The organism is Casimicrobium huifangae, assembly GCF_009746125.1.
Lineage (GTDB): Bacteria > Pseudomonadota > Gammaproteobacteria > Burkholderiales > Casimicrobiaceae > Casimicrobium > Casimicrobium huifangae.
The window spans coordinates 2,373,524-2,393,093 of the sequence record NZ_CP041352.1; the positions used below are offsets into that span (position 1 = coordinate 2,373,524).

Consider the following 19,570-nt stretch of genomic DNA (forward strand, 5'->3'; position numbering starts at 1 on the left):
CCAGGGCTAGAACGTGTGACGAACCGTCACTGACTTCCCTGCTACGACGTCGACCGTTCTGGTCACCGGTGGGCCAGCAGGATTTTGAATGACGATGGTGTGGGTGCCTGGCGGCAGACTAAGTTGCATGGTCGGTGGTGACGCGCCCTTGGCAACGCCGTCCACAGAAATGCTGCCCCAAGGCTTGATGCGCAGGTCAACTTTGCCGAGTTCACCAACTGCGGGCTTGTCAGGCGTAGCAAGGGGAGATGCCGTCCCGGGCGCCTCGGCCGTCTTCGTCGCCACCTGATCCGGAACACTTGACGGCGCTTTTGGAGCATCCACAGCAGGCAACGGCGTTGTGTTCGCCGGTGGGCTGGTTGCCGGCTCGACAGCAGGTGTCGCGCCAGGTGGCGCAACATCTGGTGCCTTGGCAGCTTTCGGTTCGGCCGACGGCGGGGCTACCGCGATCGGCGGCTCACCGGGATTGTCGCCGCGACTCATCATCAGGTAGGCGGCCGAACCGACAACAGCTAGCGCAGCAAAGGCCAAAACAGCAATCGGCAGTACATTGCTTTTCTTCGCGGGCGGCGCACTTGCCGCAGGCTTCGATTCGGGAATCGCCGGGGCGGTTGCTGGCGCGGACCCACGCAGTGCAACCGGCGTAGCGAACTGGGAGGGCGCGGGCTTCGGGGCGCTAGGCGGGCTGCCAATTAGCGCGGCCAGCGGATCAACACTGCCCGCAGCACTCGCCGCTGCGGGGAGCGGCGCAGAAGGCGCCGGTGTAGCGGGTGCAACCGCAGCACTGCGGGCGAGATTGGCGGCAGCGGAGTCGGCAGCGTTGGCGTAGGTTGTGCGTTGCAGAATTACAGTGGAACTCACCGGCGTCGTCACCCAGCCCAACGCCGCACGCAGCTCGTCGACCGATTGATAGCGATTCTCCGGCATCACCGCCAGACACTTCATCACTACCGCACAGAGATTGTCGGAATAGGTGCCTCTGGCTGCGGCCGCAACTGGCTTGAGCGGATCGTTCATCATCCGCGAAATCGCTTGCACCGGCACTTTGCCGGTCATCGCGTGATAGAGCACACCGCCAACGGCGTAGATATCGGTCCATGCCCCCTGTTGCATCGAGCCGTCATCCGAGTATTGCTCGATCGGCGCGTAGCCGGGCTTGAGCACGGTGGTCAACGCGCGCGTCATGCCACCGATGATGCGGCGCGCAGCACCAAAGTCCATCAGGACCGAGCGTCCATTGGGCAGCACCAGAATATTGTCAGGGGCGATATCGCGGTGATAGCACTTTTCGTTGTGCAGCTCCTGCAGCGCGAGCAGGATCGGGTCCAGCGTTTCGCACAACCACTGCTCGGTGACGACCTGCGGATTGGTGCGCAGCATTTCGCGCAGCGTTACGCCGCGGTAATAGCGCATCGCCATGTAGGCAGTGCCATTGCCTTCCCAGAAGCGGAACACCTCCACCAGGCCGGGATGGGAGAACTTGGCCAGCATGCGTGCTTCGTTGATGAAGCTCGACAGCCCGGCGTTGAATGTCTTGGTGTGTTCCTCCGAGCGAACTTGAACAGTTCCCGCCGTCGTGCGGCTGGCAAAGGCTGACGGCAGGTATTCCTTGATGGCAACAATGCGGTCGAGGCTGGAATCACGGGCGCTATAGACGATGCCGAAACCGCCCTCGCCAATCACGCCGGTAATCTCGAATTCACCCAACCGCGTGCCTGGTGGCATCGCGCTGGAGGCTGTAGCAGAAGAAGCAGTCATGATCTCTTCTCGCAGAAATGTATGAACACGGTCATCCGTTTCACCGGAAGGTATGAGAAACGGTTACCGATGTGTCGGCTGTCACGTCAACGGTTCTGGTCACTCGGTTCGACGGGTCAGTGGGGTTGATGATTTCGACGGTGTGTTTGCCGGCCGGGAGTTTGAGTTCCGTCATCGGCGGCGACAATCCTTTGGCGAAGCCGTCAACGTCGATGCGCCCCCGCGGCTTGACTTCAAACTTGACCGTCCCGGTACCGATCGGCGCGGTAGTTGGCATATCTTGCCCTGCGCCAGCAGCCGTAGGGGCCGGAGTGCTCGGCACCGCCGCCACTGGGGCAGGAGTCGGTGCAGCCGGCGCCGGAGCGGGCGCTGGCGCCGGTGTCGCCACCGGTTCTGGCGCCGGTTTGCGAGTGAGCCAGTAGGCGCCGCCCCCCACGGCCAGCGCCAGCGCTACTGCTCCGGCGATCAGGGGGGCCCGCGAAGGCGCCTCTCCAGCCCGCGCGGCGGCAGCACGCTCGCCACGTACCAGTGGCTCTCCGCTGCTGCTGGCAGGAACAGGCGGCCTCGGACCGGTGCGCGGAGCGGTATCCGGCTCCAGCCATACCTGCGGATTGGGCAAGGTCACTACGCGCGGCTGCAGACCGACGTTCCAACCCAGCGCCTCGCGAAAAGCGGTCACGGTCTGAAAGCGATTGTCGATGTGAACCGCCATCGCTTTTGATACCGCTTGCGAAAAACCAATCGAAAACTTGTCGCCCGTGACCTGGTTAATGGTCTGCATCGGATCGGACAACATGCGCGACACCGCCTGCAACGGCGGTTTGCCAGTGGCCAGGTGATAGAGCACCCCGCCGAGCGCATAAACATCAGTCCAGGCCCCCTGCTTCATGGTGCCGTCGTCACTGTACTGCTCGACCGGGGCATAACCTGGCTTCAGCACCGTAGTGAGCGCCTGTGTGGCGTCACCGATAATCTTGCGCGCCGATCCAAAGTCAAGCAGTACCGAACGGCCATCGGCGAGCATGATGTTGTCCGGCGCGATATCGCGATGGAACACCTGCTCACGATGCAGCATCTCCAGCGCATCAAAGATCGGCCCCATCACCTGGGCGATTCTTTCCTCCGTGAAGTCTTCCGTTCCCTTCGCCAGGACCTGGCGCAGTGTCTCGCCTTTGTAGAGGCGCATGGCCATGTAGGCGGTGCCATTGCCCTCCCAGAAGCGGAACACCTCGACCAGCGCAGGGTGGGCAAACTTGGCCAGCATCTTCGCTTCATTGATGAAGCTCTTGAGGCCGGCGTCAAAGGTTGCCTTGTGGTTGGCGGCGCGGACGGCAACGCGGATGCCGTCGATGCGGCCAGCAAAGGCCGCGGGCATGAATTCTTTCAGGGCCACGACGCGATCAAGCGAGGTGTCCTTGGCGAGGTAGACGATGCCGAAGCCCCCCTCACCGATCAGGCCGATGATCTCGAAGTCAGCGACGCGCGTACCGACCGGCAGGCAATTGGCGTGGGTTGCTAGCAGCTGACTGGACGGACTCGACACGCAGGGCCTCAACTTTTATGACAGCGAGAACCATACCAGCAATCGCCTGGCATGACCAGCAAACACCACTGCTTTGCCGTTACACGATCACAGACCTGCGAGACCGACTTCTGCAAAAGTTTTGGACGCGACCGTGCCCACCGTGCGCGTGCGGAAATCTGCGGTGGCCGCGCTTCGCCCTTCGGCAAACAGTTGCGATGGTGCGCCTTTTTCATTACCCAGTGACGTGACTTCGCTGATTTGTACTTGCGCCCTGCCTTTTTGCACATCGACGTCACGCACTTTGGCCTTGACATCGAACACGTAAACCACGCGCTGGCAGCTTGCTCCGGTTCCTGAAACACAAAACGGAAACTCCTGCCTGAAAGCGACAGTGCTGCCAACAAAAGCCCGCGCATTGGCCTGCCGCTCTTCCAGCGCCTTGCTGGCGGCACGTGCCGCCACCCGCGCCTGCTCCTCCCAGGTGGCAATCTTTTGCCGGGCCAAGGCATGACGACCGCACTCGTCATCGGGAAACGAGTCAACAAAGCGCTTGAGCGCAGCGCTGTCTCGTGCGGCGTTGAACGCTGCTGCGCACAGACTGGTCCGCGACGGCGCCGCCGGGGTTGCGGTTGGCGCAGCTGCAGGTGGCGCGGGCACCACGGGTTCCGGCTCGGCCGCCGGTAGACTTGCTGCCGCGACTTCGGCAAGGAAAGTCATGGTGCCCCGTGCGCTCGGCTTTCCGGCGTCGAACTCGCCCTCAAAGCGGTCACCAGAGCCCCAGCGCATGATGCCCTGACCATGCGCCACGCCATCGCGCACCTCGCCTGTGTATGAGTCGCCGCTGGCAAACAGGATGTCGCCTTTCCCGGTGGCGCGATCATCGCGCCAGTCACCGTCATAACTGTCGCCGTCGGGGAACCGCATATTGCCGCTGCCGTCCTTGCGATTGTTCTTCCAGCTTCCGTCGTAACGCTGCCCATTGGGCCATTCCTCGACGCCGCGGCCATCGCGGGCTCCGCGCAACCATTGCCCGGTGTAACTGCCACCATTTTTGTAGCTCAGGGTGCCGGTGCCGGTGCGTTCATTGCGGACGAAGTCACCCTCGTAAACGTCGCCGTTGGCAAACGTCAGCGTACCTTTGCCATCCTGCAGATCGTCACGCCATTGCCCCCGGTAGCGCTGGCCATCGGGCCAGGCATAGGTGCCGAAGCCCTCTTTGCGACTGTTGCGCAACGTGCCCTCGAAGCTGCGACCGTCGTTGTACTGGGCACGAACCTCTCCGCTCAGCGCACCGGTACGGGGATCAACCGTAATCTGTCCGCGATAGACGCCATCGACAGCACGCACCTCCGACTGCGTCGGCGCTGCCACGGGCGGCGCAGCGACCACTGCTCCAGCCGACGACGCCGGCGGCGACGCCGCACTGGCCACTGCCGCCTGCTCGTGCAGGCGCAGCAGACTGCGTGGCACGTCATCGGCACATACGTTCCCGGCACAATCGCGGACGTTTTCCTGGCGCAGCAGGTCGCCATCGCGAAATTGCCCACGGAGGATGTAGCGGAGCTTGCCGGCGCTGAAGGCGATCACGTCGCCCACGCCATTGGCGCGGCCGGCATTGCACTCACCCGTCCACGAGACCGTCAGGGCTTCCGCGTTGGGGATGGAGTTGACAATGCAGCGCGTCTGCAAATCACGGGCAGACACGGCGCCTTGCGCAAGCACAGGCGCAGGGGCCACAGCAAATGCGGCAAGCACCGCAATCGCTGGAGCAGCCGCAACTCCCGTACGGCGCGCTTTGACGGCGCACTCACTCATCGGTTACCCCACGTCGACACTTGTATCGAACGATTATCGCCGATGCATGCCCGGAGCCGAAACGCGCCGCGTCTGGACGAAATGCTGGTCTGCCGCAGCGGCAATGTCCCCGCAGAATTGGGCCGATCGCTCATGCCCGCAAAGACGAAAACCGCTGCAAGATCGTGCAAATGCCTGTTTCAGCTTACTGCTGTAATGCCCATTGATTAAGGGCTAAGAGCAATGAATGACGCAGAGTCGACTTTATTGAAAATGGCGCTTAGGCCCAATTTGAATAAGACTTCTCGCCAAAAGCCGTTATCAGAGACGTCATCGTCATAAGGGCGGCATTAAAACAGCCAGCGAGGCAGTCACGTTGCCGCTTTGAGTTGACGCGCGGGCAAAAAAAAGCCCCGGCGAGCGGGGCTATTGCTTGACTGAAGTTCCTGGAAGCCAGACATGCTGGCGTCCCCAAGGGGATTCGAACCCCTGTTACAACCGTGAAAGGGTCGTGTCCTAGGCCTCTAGACGATGGGGACCAAGGAACTAACAGTATTTGCTTTGGTGGAGGTAAGCGGGATCGAACCGCTGACCTCTACAATGCCATTGTAGCGCTCTCCCAGCTGAGCTATACCCCCAAGCAAGACTGAAATTATAGTCACAACTGCTTCGGTTTGGCAAGTGCGAAATCAATAAATCTTGCCAAAAAATTTCCACGTGTTTCGACTCCTGCGGGCTGCATACGCAGCAGCGTCGTCAACGCGTGCCATCGCGAAGCGGTAATCTCGTCGCGCAGCAACATGGAACGTTGCTCCAGTGGCAAGCGGCCCAGGCGAGTAACCACGCTACGAGGAAAAGTCACGCAGACCGGTGTCACCACCGACTGCACGACGTCAGGACCAGCCAGCGAGGCCTCAACACCGCGGCGTGCGTCGCCCAGTCTGTCTTGCAGCGCTTCGACCTCGTCGTCGGTAGCCACTTTCCCGAACGGTCTTAGCGCGACGAAGATGCCGGCGGCCAACATTGCAGCCACCAGCCAGAACGGGGCGCCTGCCCATCCGCACATGCCACCGCCGGCCAGCGACACGCCGACCACCGCCGCGCGTGCACGGTGACGAAGCTTCATCGCTTTGGCAGACGGCAAACAAACAACGGGTCAGGCCTTGCGTTTTGCCAGCAGCAACCAGGTATCGATCGCCGCGTCGGGGTTCAGTGACAGCGACTCGATGCCGCGATCAACAAGCCAGGCCGCCAGGTCCGGATGATCCGAAGGGCCCTGACCGCAGATACCGACGTACTTGCCCTTGGCACGACAGGCATCGATTGCGAAGCCGAGCATTTTCTTCACGGCCGGGTTGCGCTCGTCGAAGATGGAAGCGATCTGGCCACCGGCGTCACGATCGACCGCCAGCGTCAATTGCGTCAGATCGTTGGAGCCAATCGAGAAGCCGTCGAAGTACTCGAGGAAGTCCTCGGCCAGCAGCGCGTTCGATGGCACCTCACACATCATGATCAGACGCAGGCCGTTCTTGCCGCGTTCCAGGCCGTGCGCAGCCAACGCCTTCACCACTTCGGCCGCCTCGGTAGTGGTGCGCACGAATGGAATCATCACTTCGACGTTGGTTAGCCCCATGGTGTCGCGAACGTAGCGCAACGCTTCGCACTCAAGCGCGAAACAGTCACGGAACTCCGGCGCCACGTAGCGCGACGCGCCACGGAAGCCGATCATCGGGTTTTCCTCGTGCGGCTCATAACGGTCACCGCCCAGCAGATTGGCGTATTCGTTCGACTTGAAGTCGCTCATGCGCACAATGACCGGCCGCGGTGCAAAAGCGGCGGCGATGGTAGCGACGCCTTCAGACAGGCGCTGTACGAAGTAGTGGCGCGGCGAGTCGTAGCCGTGAATACGCTCCGCGACTCTGGCCTTCAGATCGGCCGGCAGCGTATCGAACTCCAGCAGCGCACGCGGATGAATACCGATCTGGCGATTGATGATGAATTCCAGACGCGCCAGCCCAACGCCATGATTGGGGACCTGCGAGAACTCGAAGGCGAGATCCGGGTTGGCGACGTTGAGCATGATCTTGGTCGGCGCATCCGGCATCTTGTCGAGCGCGACTTCGGTACGCTCAAAGGCCAGCTTGCCCTCGTAAATCTTGCCAGTATCGCCCTCGGCACAGCTCACGGTGACCTGATCGCCGTTGCTCAGGGTGTCTGTTGCATCGCCACAGCCAACCACCGCCGGAATGCCCAGCTCGCGCGCAATGATTGCCGCGTGACAAGTCCGCCCGCCCCGATTGGTAACAATCGCGCTGGCGCGCTTCATCACCGGCTCCCAGTCGGGATCGGTCATGTCGGCTACCAGCACGTCGCCTTCCTTGACAATGTCCATCTCGGCGGCGCGGCGCACGATGCGGACCTGCCCCTGCCCGATCTTCTGGCCAATAGCGCGGCCGCTTGCCACCACCTTGCCGTGCTCCTGCATGCGATAGCGGACCAGCGTTTTGGCGCCGTCCTCGCGTGCTTTCACCGTCTCCGGTCGGGCCTGCAGGATGTAAATCTTCCCGGTGCCGCCGTCTTTGCCCCACTCGATGTCCATCGGGCGTCCGTAGTGCTCCTCAATGGTCAGCGCGTAGCCAGCCAGCATTTCCACTTCGGCATCAGTGAGTGAGAAGCGGGCCTGATCGGCGGCTGCAACGTCCTCGATGTGCGTGGATTTGCCAGCTTTGGCTTCGCTGCCAAACACCATCTTCTGCATCTTGCTACCCAGCGTGCGGCGCAGAATGGCCGGGCGCTTTGCACGCAGAGCCGGCTTGAAGACGTAGAACTCGTCGGGATTGACGGCGCCCTGCACCACCATCTCGCCGAGACCGTAGCTTGATGTGACGAACACCGCGTCCCGGAATCCGGACTCCGTGTCGAGGGTGAACATCACGCCGGCTGCACCGCTGTCGGAGCGAACCATTTGCTGAATACCGGCCGACAGCGCCACCGGAATGTCGCCGTAGCCGGTATGCACGCGGTAGGCAATGGCACGATCGTTATAGAGGCTGGCAAAAACCCGGCGGACGGCGTCAAGAATGGCCGGCACGCCAACGATATTGAGATAGGTTTCCTGCTGACCGGCAAAACTGGCGTCGTGCATGTCTTCAGCGGTAGCGGACGAACGCACCGCCCAGCTCACTGTTCCACCAGCCTCGGCTTCGAGCGCCGCGATTGCGGTCGCGATACCCTCTTCCAACTCTTTCGGCAACGGAGCCGCTTCGATCCAGCCTCGAATCTCGGCACCGGCGCTGGTCAACGCCTGCACGTCGTCAACATCGAGACCGGCGAGTCGTGTGGCAACCCGCTCGGTCAGTTTATTGAGAGAAAGGAAGTCTCGGAAGGCCTGAGCACTGGTGGCAACGCCACCCGGCACCTGAACGCCTTTTTCTGCAAGATTACCGAGCAGTTCCCCAAGCGACGCATTTTTGCCCCCGTAATCCGGGACATCAGTCATCCGGAGGTCGTCAAGCCAGCTCAGGAGCCGGGAGTTGAGGTGCGTAGCGCGTCGCGACATGGTGCCTCCGTGTAGATAACGACAGGCATTCTAGCGAAGCGTCACAGCAATATGTTGCGACGCACAAATCCGGTTGACAAGCGTCAACGCGGACAACCGTCAGAAAATCGACGACGACCCGACGCCTGTTTCGTCGGCCACAGCGTCGCGCAGCTTGGCATAAAGATCCGGGTGTTTGCCGCGCAGAAACTCGATGATCTGAATGTCTTCCTTGCGCACCGAACTCAGATCCACGCCTTCAAGGTGGACGAGCCGGAGCAACTCGGTCACCGGCTTCGGCATATCGCGGCCAGCTTCATAGCGGGAGCCGCCGCTTTGTGTCACGCCGATCTTCTGCCAGAACTCTTCCTGATTGAGCCCGAGTTTCTGACGAATCTCTCGTGGATTGTTGATTTTTTGAAATAGACCCATCGCCTCGCCGTGCCTCCAAGAACAACTACGTCGCGGACACATCCATCATGACCAGGCTGTTGCGCCGCCTTTGCTGTCATGCGTATCGCTCCGGACTTATGCCAAACGCATATACCAAGTATATGGTGTCAAGCTATCAAACGCCCATCCATGCACCGTTTCTATAATGAATAATATGACGGGTGTTGCAGATCTTCACTGCCATTCACGCTACTCGGACGGGACCCTCGCTGTCGCAGATCTGATGTCGCTGGCGCATAGTCGCGGGGTTCGCCTGATCGCCCTGACTGACCATGATGAGCTGGGCGGTGTCGGCGAAGCCCGCGGGTACGCGCAGGGTTTCGGCATGCAGTTCGTCTCCGGGGTCGAAATTTCAAGCGAGTGGCAAGGCGTTTCTGTCCACATCGTGGGGTTGCGCATTGACGAAAAGCATCCCGCACTGCAGCAGAGCCTGTCGCAGATTCGCGAGCAACGCGGTGAACGTGCCCGTCGCATGGATGCTGCATTTGCGGCAATCGGGATCGTCGACGTCCTGGCTGGTGCTGCGGCGTATGCCCCGAACCCCGACCTCATCTCGCGCACCCACTTTGCGCGCCACCTGATCGATCGCGGGGTGTGCGGTTCGATGGGGGAAGTCTTCGCCCGCTTCATGAAGCCAGGCAAGCCAGGATATGTCAAGCAGCAATGGCTGCCGATGACGGAAGCCATCGCTGTTATCCGCGCCGCTGGCGGGCGGGCCGTGCTGGCGCATCCGGGGCGTTATGAAGTCGACCAGCACGGCGGCGCCAATGGGCTGCTGAAAGCCTTTGCCGACGCTGGCGGCGAAGCCGTCGAGGTCGTCTGCGCGGCGCATCATCCGCCCGAATGGGCACAGTACGCCGCACTGTCCAGAAAATTCAACCTGCTCGCTTCAATCGGCAGCGATTTCCACAGCCCAAGCGAAAGCCGCGTTCGCTTTGGCGATCTCCCGCGCCTGTCGCCCACCCTGAAGCCCGTCTGGCACGACTGGCCAGAATCCGAGGTACTGCATGCCCAACCGGCGTAGTGTTTTCTTTGTCTCAGACCGCACCGGCATCACCGCCGAGGCACTGGGCAACTCCTTGTTGACGCAATTTGATGGGGTCGATTTCCGCAAGACCACCATTCCATTCGTGGACTCGTCCGAAGCGGTCGATCGCGCCATCTCGCAGATCAACGCCTGCCGCGAGGCCGACGGCAAGCGCCCGATCGTCATCTCGTCCATCGTCAACGAGCAGCTCAGCGAACGCATGCGCGATTCCGACGCCTTCGTGCTGGATTTCTTCCAGATCTTCATCTCACCGCTGGAACAGGAACTGGGCGTCAAGAGCTCGCACGCGGCAGGACGTTCGCACGGGCTGCGCAATCAGGGCGAATATTTCACCCGTATCGAAGCGATCAACTACGTGCTGGCGCACGACGACGGTCAGAGCATCAAGGAGCTTGATCGCGCCCAGGTCATTCTGGTCGGCGTATCGCGTTGCGGCAAGACACCGACGTCGCTGTATCTCGGCCTGCAATGCGGCATTCGTTGCGCCAATTTCCCGCTGACCCCGGACGATTTCGAACGCGGTGCGCTGCCCGACTCCATCGTGCGTCATCGTGACAAGCTGTTCGGGCTAACCATCGCCCCAGACCGCCTTCAGGCCATCCGCCAGGAACGCAAGCCGCATTCGAAGTACGCCAGCGCCGAGCAATGCCGCTACGAGGTCGCCGCCGCCGAACGCATGATGCGCGACGCGCGGATTCAGGTGCTCAACACCTCGACCAAGTCAATCGAAGAGCTGGCCACCACGATCCTGCTCGAACACAAACTCGACCGCCATATCTTCTAGGCAGTGGCAATGTCCCTGACAGGTGCATCTTCATAGGACACTTCAACCGTCACGCGCAGGCCTGATACACCAGGCTCGGCGCGACTGCGGTTGCGCAGCGTAAGCCGGGCCCCCACCGCGCGGCAGATGTCACGACAGATCACCAGCCCAAGACCGCTGCCGCTGTTGGGATCGCCCGACGAGAACGGCTCAAACAGCTTCGCCTCCCGCTCTGCGTCCAGTCCCGGGCCGCTGTCCCACACCGACATCAGCACGGTACGCCCGGCCAGAACGATGTCGATACCGATTGCCGATCCCGGCGGCGTGTGCCGGATGGCATTGCTCACCAGATTACGCAGCAGCTCACGAATCATCCATTCATGCGCCGCCACCACCACCGGCCGGTGCTCCGGCGCCTCCAGCGCAAAATCCAGCGCCTTGTCCGCCAGCAGCGGCGAGCATTCAACCGCCAGATCACGCGCCAGCGACACCAGCTCGGTCTGCTCGGAGGCCTCCGGCGCTTCGCTCTCCAGTTGCGCTACTTTGGCCAACGCGAGCATCTGGTTGGCAACGCGGGTCGCCCGGTCCACCGACTGCGACAGCTCGGCAAAGGCCACGTCGGGCGCCAAGTCACCCCGTTGCGCGTTCTGCACCTGCGCCTTGAGCACGGCGAGCGGCGTGCGCAACTGATGCGAGGCATCACGGACGAAGCGCTGGCGGTTGTCGAGCACGCCCTTCAAGCGCGCCATCACTTCGTTCAAGGCCTCAACAATGGGCCGCAGCTCGCGTGGTGCCGGCGTGACCAGCGGCGACAGTGAGTCCGGATCACGCTCGAGCAGCTCGCGACGCAGCACCGAGATCGGTCGCAAGCCGCGGCCGATCAGCCACCACATCAGCACCGACAGAATCATCAGGAAGATCACCTGCCGGTCCAGCGTCGAGATCAGCCCCTGCTGCGCCAGCGACTTGCGCAGTTCCAGCGTCTCGGCCACCTGCACCGTCACCATGCGGTAACTCTGGCCGTCGTACACCGGCTGCAACAGGGCCACGACACGCACCGGATCACCCTCGAACTTGTCCTCGTAAAACGAGGCCAGTGCCGCGTAGGGCGTTCGCTTCGGGAACACTCCGTTGTGCTTGGGGAGCTCTTGATAACCGGACAGGAAGCCGCCGTCAAAATCGCTCACCCGGTAGACGATGCGACCGCGCGTCACCGCCTCGAACACTTCCAGCGTGGCATAGGGCAGCGATGCGCTGAGCTTGCCCTCCTCAAACTTGACGGTATCGCCAATCGCACGCGCCGACGCCAGCAGCGTGCGGTCGTAGGCGATGTTGATCGATTCCAGCGTGTTCTGGTAGATCACCGTGGTGTCGATGATCAGAAAGGTCACCAGCGCACCGAGGATCAGGACGGCAAGCCGACGCCGGATCGAGAGTTCACGCCCGGCAAGCAGTGCCATTGGTTTGCCCGCTACTCGGCGCGTTTCTCGCGAATCAGGTAGCCAACGCCGCGCAGCGCCACCAGCTCCACGCCGAGCCCGGCGATCTTCTTGCGCAGCCGGTAGGCCACCACCTCAATGGCGTCGGGCTGGGCATCGCTGCCATCGGCAAACACGCGCTCCCACAGGCGGTCGCGCGTCACCGCATGCGCCGGTCGCTCCATCAGCGCCGACAGCATGGCAAATTCACGGGCTGACAGCTCAATGGCCTCGCCGTTGGCGTAACAGACGCCGGCCGCCTCATCGATCGCCAGCGCGCCAAAATCAAGCCGCGCCGAGCCGCTGGCCTGCACACCACCGCGACCGCGCCGCAACAGGGCGAGCAGACGCGCCTCCAGTTCGTCGAGATCAAAGGGCTTGGGCAAGTAGTCATCGGCGCCAAGGCGCAGGCCCTGCACCCGGTCGCCCACCGTACCGCGGGCGGTGAGCACAATCACCGGTGTACCAATGCCCTTGCCGCGCATGCCGCGCAGCACCTCCAGACCATCCAGCTCCGGCAGTGTCAGATCAAGCACGATGGCCGCAAATGGCTCGCTGCAGGCTCGATCGAGCGCAGTCTGCCCATTGGTGGCCTGTGCCACATTGAAGCCGCGGCGCGAAAGCCCGAGCGCGAGCGCTTGCGCCAGCGCCGGATCGTCCTCCACCACCAGCAAACGCGGTTTGTCACCGCCGGATGTCATGCTTGCCATGCGCTTTTCGTTTTTGCCGTTATCGCGTTGATCGCTGCATGCAACCCATTGCGACGGACAGCCTCGCGACAGTGCGAGTACCTAGCATCAAATGCATATTCTTCTGGACGACAGATCGATTGGGGCGCACAAGTCCCCGACTCCGGTCTTGCGACCGCAAACGCCCATAACGCCACGTCAATGAATACGCCGTCCGTCAATCGCAAAGCCATGCCTGACCGGCAATCCTCCCCGGACGCGATGTTACCGTGCCGCGCGGTCGCTCATGCGTTGTCGGCGCTGCTCATGCTTGCAGCTGTCCTGTTGCTGCCGCTATCGGTACAGGCGCTGGACCGTGTGCAATTCCTGATTGGCACCAACCCCGGAGGCGGCTACGACCAGACTGCGCGCAGTCTTGCACAGGCCATGATTGATGCGGGTGTCGCGCAATCTGCAAGCTTTGACTACAAGGGCGGTGCCGGCGGCACCATCGCACTGGCTCATTTTGTTGGCAACCACCGTAGCGAGCGCAACACCTTTCTGGTCACCGGCGCGGTCATGGTCGGCGCCATCGTGCAAAACCGGCCGCCGGCATCGCTGGCGCAGGCAACACCCATCGCCAGGCTGTTCTACGAGTACAACGTGTTTGCAGTGCCACCGAGCTCGCCCATTCGCACCATGCGGGATGTGATTGACATGCTCAAGCGCGATCCCGCCTCGGTCAAGTGGGGCGGTGGCTCCCGGGGCTCGGTTGACCAGATTTCGATTGCCCAGATCGCGCGCATCGCCGGGGTGAATCCGATGCGCATCAACTATCTGCCGTTTCAGGGCGGCGGCGAAGTGTCCGCCGCGATCGTTGGCGATCATGTCACCATCGGAACGTCGGGCTGGAATGAGCTGGCACCGCTGATCCGTGCGGGCAAGCTGCGCGCCATCGCGATTACGGCGCCCGAGCGGGTGGCCGGAAACCCCACGCCGACGCTGCGCGAACAAGGGGTTGACGTCGAAATCAGCAACTGGCGTGGCGTCTATGGCGCGCCGGGCCTCAGCGCCGAGCAGCGCCGGACGCTGACGCGGGCGGTAACTCTGGCGGTGCGCCAGAAATCCTGGATCGAGGCGCTGGTGACCAACGGCTGGACGCCCGCGTTGTTGACCGGCCCCGATTTCGATCAGTTTGTCGACAGCGAGCACACCCGGATCGAATCAGCGATGCGGGATGCGGGACTGATCAAGTAGCGCTGCAAAGCGCTGCCCGGCGCTACTGGCGCGCCGACATTCGCTGCCCGAGCATCGTGTAGAGTGCGATCGCGCCGGCGGTGGCAACGTTCAGCGACTCGATACCGGCCTCCATCGGGATGCACAGCCCGCCGCTCAACGCCGGAACGATTGCCTCGCTCAGTCCATGCCCCTCGTTGGACAGCACCAGCACGTTGCTGGCGCCGAAACAGGCATCGAACAGGGAGACTGTTTTCACCGAACCCAAGTCTCTCGGCAAAGTTGCCCAGCGCTGACCGGTGAATGCTGCCAGCGCCTCCGGCAGCGCGACGGCCTCGACCACCTGCGTATGGAAGTGAGCGCCCTGGGCCGCGCGCAGCGTCTTCACGCTCCACGCAAATGCGCAACCGGGCGACAGCCAGACCTGTTCGACCCCGGCCGCAGCCGCGGTGCGGATCAGTGTGCCGACGTTGCCGGGATCCTGCACTTCATCCAGCGCAAGCACGAAACCGCTGGTTGCCAGCGCAGGTACCGGTGGCGTCGCTGCGATCGCCAGTACGCCGGTCGGGCTGACCAGCGTGGACAAGGAATCAAAGAGCTGCGGCGCCACCAGCACGGCCTCATGCGCGCGATCGACCAGCGATCGCTGCGCTGCGGTCAACACGTTGCCCTCACCGGCCGAACGAATGGCGACGATTTCCAGCGCACCCACCCGCTCGACGTAGCTTTGCGCGAGGTGCTCGCCCTCAAGCAGGCACATGCCATCGCGCTTGCGGGCCGGCGCCGAGCGTGACAACGCCGCGAAGCGCTTGAACAGCGCGTTGTCGCGGGAGGTGATCGTCTTCAACTGCACAGCATCAAAGCAGCCCGCGCATCGATCGCACGGCGACCGTGACCGGCAAATCGTAACAACATTGCTACGAAACCCGCATCGGGTCTGGGCTCAGCGCCAAAAGAGGCGGAAAGTCGACAAAATGCCGAATCGCGCTCGGAGCCCATAGCTAACAAGGCTTTCATCGCAAAGCTATTGCTTTTTTGCCGGTACGGGCGAGTTGCCACTGGCCGCCGGAGCCGCTGCCGGCGCCGGCAACTCCTTCACCTGAATCAGCGTTTCGCCCTTCTTGACCATGCCCAGCTCACTGCGGGCGCGCTCTTCGATCGCCTCGCCCGCCTTTTCCAGATCGCGCACGTCGGCATCGAGCACGGCATTCTTTTGCCTGGCGTCTTCGTTCTTCGCCTTCAGTTCCGACAGCTCCTGCTCGAGCGCATGCGCGCGCGGCACCGAGCCCTTGTCAAACCAGAGCTTGTACTGAAGCCCGAGGAACATCAGCACCAGCGCGGCGAAGATGACGCGTCCGATCATGCCGATGTCCCGAGCTTCATGGAACGACTGACTCGCCACAATCACCTGTTAGCGCTTGAACCGCGCAAACACGTCGGCGCCTGCGTAGCTGGCAACGTCACCCAAGTCTTCCTCGATGCGGATCAGCTGGTTGTACTTGGCAGTGCGGTCCGAGCGCGACAGCGAGCCGGTCTTGATCTGGCCCGCGTTGGTGCCAACCGCGAGATCGGCGATCAGCGAGTCCTCGGTTTCGCCGGAGCGGTGCGAGATCACGTTGGTGTAAGCCGCGCGCTTGGCCATCTCGATGGCCGCGAAGGTTTCCGACAACGTGCCGATCTGGTTGATCTTGATCAGGATCGAGTTGGCCACGCCCTTCTGGATGCCTTCTTTCAGGATTTTGGTGTTGGTGACGAACAGGTCATCGCCGACCAGCTGCACTTTCTTGCCCAGCTTGTCGGTCAGCATCTTCCAGCCGTCCCAGTCGCCTTCGGCCATGCCGTCTTCAATGCTGACGATCGGGTAGCGCGCGGCCCAGTCGGCCCAAAGGTCCGTCAGCTCGGCGCTGGTCAGCGAGCGGCCCTCGCCTTCGAGGTGGTACTTGCCGTCCTTGTAGAACTCGCTGGCCGCGCAGTCGAGGCCCAGCGCGATCTGCTCGCCTGGCTTGTAGCCGGCCTTCTCGATCGCCTGCATCAGCAGCGTCAGCGCTTCTTCGTTCGATTTCAGGTCAGGCGCGAAACCGCCCTCGTCGCCCACCTGCGTCGGCCAGCCCTTGCTGTCGATCAGTTTCTTGAGCGTATGGAACACCTCGGCGCCCCAGCGCAGCGCCTCGCGGAAGCTTGGTGCACCGACCGGCAGGATCATGAATTCCTGCAGATCGACCGAGTTGTTGGCGTGGGCACCGCCGTTGATCACGTTCATCATCGGCACCGGGAGGCTCATCGGCCCGGCACCACCGAAATAGCGATACAGCGGCAGGCCGGCATCTTCGGCCGAGGCCTTCGCGACCGCGCAGGACACCGCGAGCATGGCGTTGGCACCGATGCGCGACTTGTTTTCGGTGCCGTCAAGGTCGATCAGCACACGGTCAACGCGGGTCTGCTCCTCGCCGTCAAGGCCCAGCAGCGCCTCGCAGATCTCGGTGTTGACATATTCGACCGCCTTCAGCACACCCTTGCCGAGATAGCGACCCTTGTCGCCATCGCGCAGCTCAATGGCCTCGCGCGAGCCGGTCGAAGCGCCACTCGGCACAGCAGCGCGACCCGTAGCGCCGCTTTCCAGCACCACATCGGCTTCAACGGTGGGGTTGCCGCGCGAATCAAGAATTTCACGGGCGATGACGTCAACAATGGCGCTCATAAGTTTCCTGTCTGTAACGATTCAAAAATGCGGTCGCTGGCCCGATGGTCTGCCGCCGTTCGCGACACCCACACACCGGGGCTAGAGCTTGTGCGGCCCGGCCAGCGAGTTTTCGGCGAACGGCTGCGCCTTGACCACCCGGTCAATGGCCACCATCTGCTCCAGCAAAGCCTTCATGCGCGGTAACGGCCAGGCGTTGGGGCCATCGCACAATGCGGTGTCGGGCGTGGGATGCGTCTCCATGAACACACCCGACACGCCGGCGGCAATGGCTGCGCGGGCCAGGATCGGCACATACTGACGCTCGCCGCCGCTGGAGGTGCCAAGCCCGCCGGGCAACTGCACCGAATGTGTGGCGTCGAAAACCACCGGGCAACCGGTGTCACGCATGATCGCCAGCGAGCGCATGTCGCTCACCAGATTGTTGTAGCCAAAACTCACGCCGCGCTCACAGACCATGATGGTGTCAGCACCGCCGTTGGCCTCCTTTGCCTTGGCTACGACGTTCTTCATGTCGCCGGGAGCCATGAACTGCCCCTTCTTCACATTCACCGGCTTGCCGGCGGCGGCAACCTTCTGGATGAAGTCAGTCTGTCGCGCCAGCAAGGCAGGTGTCTGCAACACGTCGACGACTGCGGCGACCTCGGCGACTTCGTCCTCATTGTGCACGTCGGTCAGCACCGGTACGCCGATCTGCCGGCGAACCTCGCTCAGGATACGCAGGCCCTCGCTGCGCCCGAGCCCGCGAAAGCCCGAACTGCTGGAACGATTGGCCTTGTCAAAGCTCGACTTGAAGATGAACGGAATGCCCAGCGCGGACGTGATCTCCTTGAGCTGCCCGGCGGCGTCCAGTTGCAGCTGCTCGCTCTCGACCACGCAAGGCCCGGCGATCAGGAAGAACGGTTGGTCGAGGCCGACCTCAAAACCGCACAGCTTCATGCCACCGCCTTTTCGGCGCTCGCCGCTTTCTGCTGCATCGCCTCGCGCTGCGCCATTGCAGCGCCCACGAAGGCCTTGAACAGCGGATGCCCGCCGCGCGGCGTGGAGTTGAACTCGGGGTGGTACTGCACGCCAAGGAACCACGGATGCACGCTTTGCGGATACTCCATGACCTCGACCAGATCCTGCACCGCCGATCGACCGGAGACGACCAGCCCTTTCGCCTCGAACTTCTCGACGTAATTGCTGTTGACCTCGTAGCGATGGCGGTGCCGTTCGTTGATCTCGGTGCTACCGTAGACGCGCGCTGCCAGCGAGCCCGCCTTCAGCGAAGCCTTCTGCGCGCCCAGGCGCATGGTGCCGCCCTTGTCGGAGCTGCGCGTGCGCTTCTGCACCTCGCCGGTGGCGTCCTGCCACTCGGTGATCAGCCCGACCACCGGGTCCGGCGTGTCGAAGTTGAATTCGGTGGAATGCGCGTCTTTGAGGCCGCAAACGTCGCGGGCGAACTCGATGATCGCAATCTGCATGCCCAGGCAGATGCCAAGGTAAGGCACCCGGTTCTCGCGAGCGTACTTCGCAGCCAGAATCTTGCCCTCGATGCCACGCTCACCGAAGCCCGGGCCCACCAGAATCGCGTCCATGCCTTTGAACATGGCCACGCCCTCGGCCTCGATCTTTTCCGATTCGAGGTAGTGGATGTTGACCTTGCAGTCGTTGTGAATACCGCCGGCCTTGAGCGCCTCGTTGATCGATTTGTAGGCATCGATCAGCTCGACATATTTGCCCACAAAGGCAATGTCGACCTCATGCTTCGGGCGCAGCGTGCGTTCAACGATGTGCGTCCACGGCGCCAGATTGGCCGGTTTGGCCAGCAAATCGAGCGTGTGGCAGACGATTTCATCGAGCATCTGGTCGTGCAGCAGCTGCGGCACCTTGAAGATGGTGTCCACATCGGGCACCGAAATCACGGCACGCTGCTCGACGTTGGTGAACAGTGCGATCTTCTTCTTTTCGTCCTCCGGCACCGGCCGGTCGGAGCGGCACAGCAGCACATCCGGGAAGATGCCGATCTCGCGCAGCTTCTGCACACTGTGCTGCGTCGGCTTGGTTTTCAGCTCACCAGCGCTGGCGATGTAAGGCACCAGCGTCAGGTGGATGTAGCAGCGGTTGCGGCGCCCTACTTCGACGCCCATCTGGCGGATGGCCTCCATGAAGGGCAGCGACTCGATATCGCCCACGGTGCCGCCAATCTCGACCATCAGCACGTCGAGACCTTCGCCGGCGTTCTTGATCTGGGACTTGATCTCGTCGGTGATGTGCGGAATCACCTGCACCGTGCCGCCAAGGTAGTCGCCGCGGCGCTCCTTGTTGATCACGTTCTGGTAGACCTTGCCGGACGTAAAGCTGTTGCGCGTCGTCATCTTTCGCGACACGAAGCGCTCGTAATGGCCGAGGTCGAGATCAGTTTCGGCACCATCCTCGGTCACATATACCTCACCGTGCTGATACGGGCTCATGGTGCCCGGATCGACGTTGATGTAGGGATCGAGTTTGACGAGGGAGACTTTGAGGCCGCGCGATTCAAGAATCGCGGCGAGAGAGGCGGCGGCGATGCCTTTTCCGAGGGAAGACACCACCCCGCCGGTCACGAACACGTATTTGGTCATGGCTA

At 62.4% G+C, this 19,570-nt stretch carries 16 protein-coding genes and 2 tRNA genes; 3 read left to right on the plus strand and 15 right to left on the minus strand.

Features of this window, described 5'->3' with window-relative positions:
* Window positions 1–6: 6 nt before the first annotated feature.
* The 8 genes from FKL89_RS10745 to FKL89_RS10780 form a co-directional block, all read right to left on the minus strand.
* Entirely contained in the window at window positions 7–1,758 is a 1,752-nt protein-coding gene (locus tag FKL89_RS10745; RefSeq protein ID WP_156862754.1) for a serine/threonine-protein kinase, read from the minus strand.
* A gap of 40 nt (window positions 1,759–1,798) precedes the next feature.
* Window positions 1,799–3,301 carry a serine/threonine protein kinase gene (locus FKL89_RS10750; RefSeq protein ID WP_162527491.1) on the minus strand — a complete coding sequence of 501 codons (1,503 nt, stop codon included), beginning with the start codon at window positions 3,299–3,301 and terminating at the stop codon, window positions 1,799–1,801.
* Between the two features lie 87 nt (window positions 3,302–3,388).
* Complete coding sequence (locus tag FKL89_RS10755; protein ID WP_156862756.1) at window positions 3,389–5,098, minus strand: MORN repeat-containing protein; 1,710 nt, start codon at window positions 5,096–5,098, stop codon at window positions 3,389–3,391.
* Between the two features lie 442 nt (window positions 5,099–5,540).
* Window positions 5,541–5,616 (minus strand) — tRNA-Glu (locus FKL89_RS10760).
* A 23-nt stretch (window positions 5,617–5,639) separates the two neighbouring features.
* Window positions 5,640–5,715, minus strand: a tRNA-Ala gene (locus tag FKL89_RS10765).
* Between the two features lie 20 nt (window positions 5,716–5,735).
* Complete coding sequence (locus FKL89_RS10770; RefSeq protein ID WP_156862757.1) at window positions 5,736–6,164, minus strand: hypothetical protein; 429 nt, start codon at window positions 6,162–6,164, stop codon at window positions 5,736–5,738.
* A gap of 69 nt (window positions 6,165–6,233) precedes the next feature.
* Window positions 6,234–8,636 (minus strand): phosphoenolpyruvate synthase, encoded by a 2,403-nt coding sequence (gene ppsA / locus FKL89_RS10775; RefSeq protein WP_156862758.1) that lies wholly within the window; start codon window positions 8,634–8,636, stop codon window positions 6,234–6,236.
* A gap of 99 nt (window positions 8,637–8,735) precedes the next feature.
* Window positions 8,736–9,047 (minus strand): helix-turn-helix domain-containing protein, encoded by a 312-nt coding sequence (locus FKL89_RS10780; protein ID WP_156862759.1) that lies wholly within the window; start codon window positions 9,045–9,047, stop codon window positions 8,736–8,738.
* 70 nt (window positions 9,048–9,117) lie between these two features.
* Here FKL89_RS10780 and FKL89_RS10785 point away from each other — a divergent pair, with 70 nt between their 5' ends.
* Both FKL89_RS10785 and ppsR read left to right on the plus strand, forming a co-directional pair.
* Entirely contained in the window at window positions 9,118–10,092 is a 975-nt protein-coding gene (locus FKL89_RS10785; RefSeq protein ID WP_337774368.1) for a PHP domain-containing protein, read from the plus strand.
* The gene (ppsR, locus tag FKL89_RS10790) at window positions 10,076–10,900 is read left to right on the plus strand and encodes a posphoenolpyruvate synthetase regulatory kinase/phosphorylase PpsR (protein WP_156862760.1); all 825 of its coding nucleotides are present in this window, start codon (window positions 10,076–10,078) and stop codon (window positions 10,898–10,900) included. Before FKL89_RS10785 ends, ppsR begins: the two co-directional genes overlap by 17 nt.
* Here ppsR and FKL89_RS10795 read toward each other — a convergent pair.
* Together FKL89_RS10795 and FKL89_RS10800 are read right to left on the minus strand one after the other, a co-directional pair.
* Window positions 10,897–12,339: a sensor histidine kinase gene (locus FKL89_RS10795; RefSeq protein WP_156862761.1), complete on the minus strand. Its 1,443-nt coding sequence runs from the start codon at window positions 12,337–12,339 to the stop codon at window positions 10,897–10,899. The two genes, ppsR and FKL89_RS10795, sit on opposite strands and share 4 nt — an antisense overlap.
* A gap of 11 nt (window positions 12,340–12,350) precedes the next feature.
* Complete coding sequence (locus FKL89_RS10800) at window positions 12,351–13,067, minus strand: response regulator transcription factor (protein ID WP_156862762.1); 717 nt, start codon at window positions 13,065–13,067, stop codon at window positions 12,351–12,353.
* Between the two features lie 285 nt (window positions 13,068–13,352).
* Here FKL89_RS10800 and FKL89_RS10805 point away from each other — a divergent pair, with 285 nt between their 5' ends.
* Window positions 13,353–14,282 (plus strand): Bug family tripartite tricarboxylate transporter substrate binding protein, encoded by a 930-nt coding sequence (locus FKL89_RS10805; RefSeq protein WP_238363322.1) that lies wholly within the window; start codon window positions 13,353–13,355, stop codon window positions 14,280–14,282.
* 22 nt (window positions 14,283–14,304) lie between these two features.
* Here FKL89_RS10805 and FKL89_RS10810 read toward each other — a convergent pair whose 3' ends face one another.
* From FKL89_RS10810 to FKL89_RS10830, 5 genes are all read right to left on the minus strand, one after another.
* Window positions 14,305–15,108, minus strand: a complete 804-nt coding sequence (locus tag FKL89_RS10810) for a TrmH family RNA methyltransferase (protein WP_156862763.1) — start codon at window positions 15,106–15,108, stop codon at window positions 14,305–14,307.
* A gap of 177 nt (window positions 15,109–15,285) precedes the next feature.
* The gene (locus FKL89_RS10815; protein WP_156862764.1) at window positions 15,286–15,624 is read right to left on the minus strand and encodes a septum formation initiator family protein; all 339 of its coding nucleotides are present in this window, start codon (window positions 15,622–15,624) and stop codon (window positions 15,286–15,288) included.
* A gap of 48 nt (window positions 15,625–15,672) precedes the next feature.
* A complete protein-coding gene (eno, locus tag FKL89_RS10820; protein ID WP_156862765.1) occupies window positions 15,673–16,959 on the minus strand; it encodes a phosphopyruvate hydratase in 1,287 nt (428 codons plus the stop codon).
* A gap of 81 nt (window positions 16,960–17,040) precedes the next feature.
* Complete coding sequence (gene kdsA / locus FKL89_RS10825) at window positions 17,041–17,898, minus strand: 3-deoxy-8-phosphooctulonate synthase (protein WP_156862766.1); 858 nt, start codon at window positions 17,896–17,898, stop codon at window positions 17,041–17,043.
* Window positions 17,895–19,565 carry a CTP synthase gene (locus FKL89_RS10830; protein WP_156862767.1) on the minus strand — a complete coding sequence of 557 codons (1,671 nt, stop codon included), beginning with the start codon at window positions 19,563–19,565 and terminating at the stop codon, window positions 17,895–17,897. Before FKL89_RS10830 ends, kdsA begins: the two co-directional genes overlap by 4 nt.
* Window positions 19,566–19,570 lie beyond the last annotated feature (5 nt).

What these genes read in the sequence shown, in the direction of transcription:
- FKL89_RS10780 (WP_156862759.1), bottom strand. Translation starts at nt 9,047, where the DNA reads ATGGGTCTATTTCAAAAAATCAACAATCCACGAGAGATTCGTCAGAAA.
- FKL89_RS10800 (WP_156862762.1), bottom strand. Translation starts at nt 13,067, where the DNA reads ATGGCAAGCATGACATCCGGCGGTGACAAACCGCGTTTGCTGGTGGTG.
- FKL89_RS10745 (WP_156862754.1), bottom strand. Translation starts at nt 1,758, where the DNA reads ATGACTGCTTCTTCTGCTACAGCCTCCAGCGCGATGCCACCAGGCACG.
- FKL89_RS10815 (WP_156862764.1), bottom strand. Translation starts at nt 15,624, where the DNA reads ATGATCGGACGCGTCATCTTCGCCGCGCTGGTGCTGATGTTCCTCGGG.
- kdsA (WP_156862766.1), bottom strand. Translation starts at nt 17,898, where the DNA reads ATGAAGCTGTGCGGTTTTGAGGTCGGCCTCGACCAACCGTTCTTCCTG.
- FKL89_RS10795 (WP_156862761.1), bottom strand. Translation starts at nt 12,339, where the DNA reads ATGGCACTGCTTGCCGGGCGTGAACTCTCGATCCGGCGTCGGCTTGCC.
- ppsA (WP_156862758.1), bottom strand. Translation starts at nt 8,636, where the DNA reads ATGTCGCGACGCGCTACGCACCTCAACTCCCGGCTCCTGAGCTGGCTT.
- eno (WP_156862765.1), bottom strand. Translation starts at nt 16,959, where the DNA reads ATGAGCGCCATTGTTGACGTCATCGCCCGTGAAATTCTTGATTCGCGC.
- ppsR (WP_156862760.1), top strand. Translation starts at nt 10,076, where the DNA reads ATGCCCAACCGGCGTAGTGTTTTCTTTGTCTCAGACCGCACCGGCATC.
- FKL89_RS10830 (WP_156862767.1), bottom strand. Translation starts at nt 19,565, where the DNA reads ATGACCAAATACGTGTTCGTGACCGGCGGGGTGGTGTCTTCCCTCGGA.
- FKL89_RS10805 (WP_238363322.1), top strand. Translation starts at nt 13,353, where the DNA reads ATGCTTGCAGCTGTCCTGTTGCTGCCGCTATCGGTACAGGCGCTGGAC.
- FKL89_RS10755 (WP_156862756.1), bottom strand. Translation starts at nt 5,098, where the DNA reads ATGAGTGAGTGCGCCGTCAAAGCGCGCCGTACGGGAGTTGCGGCTGCT.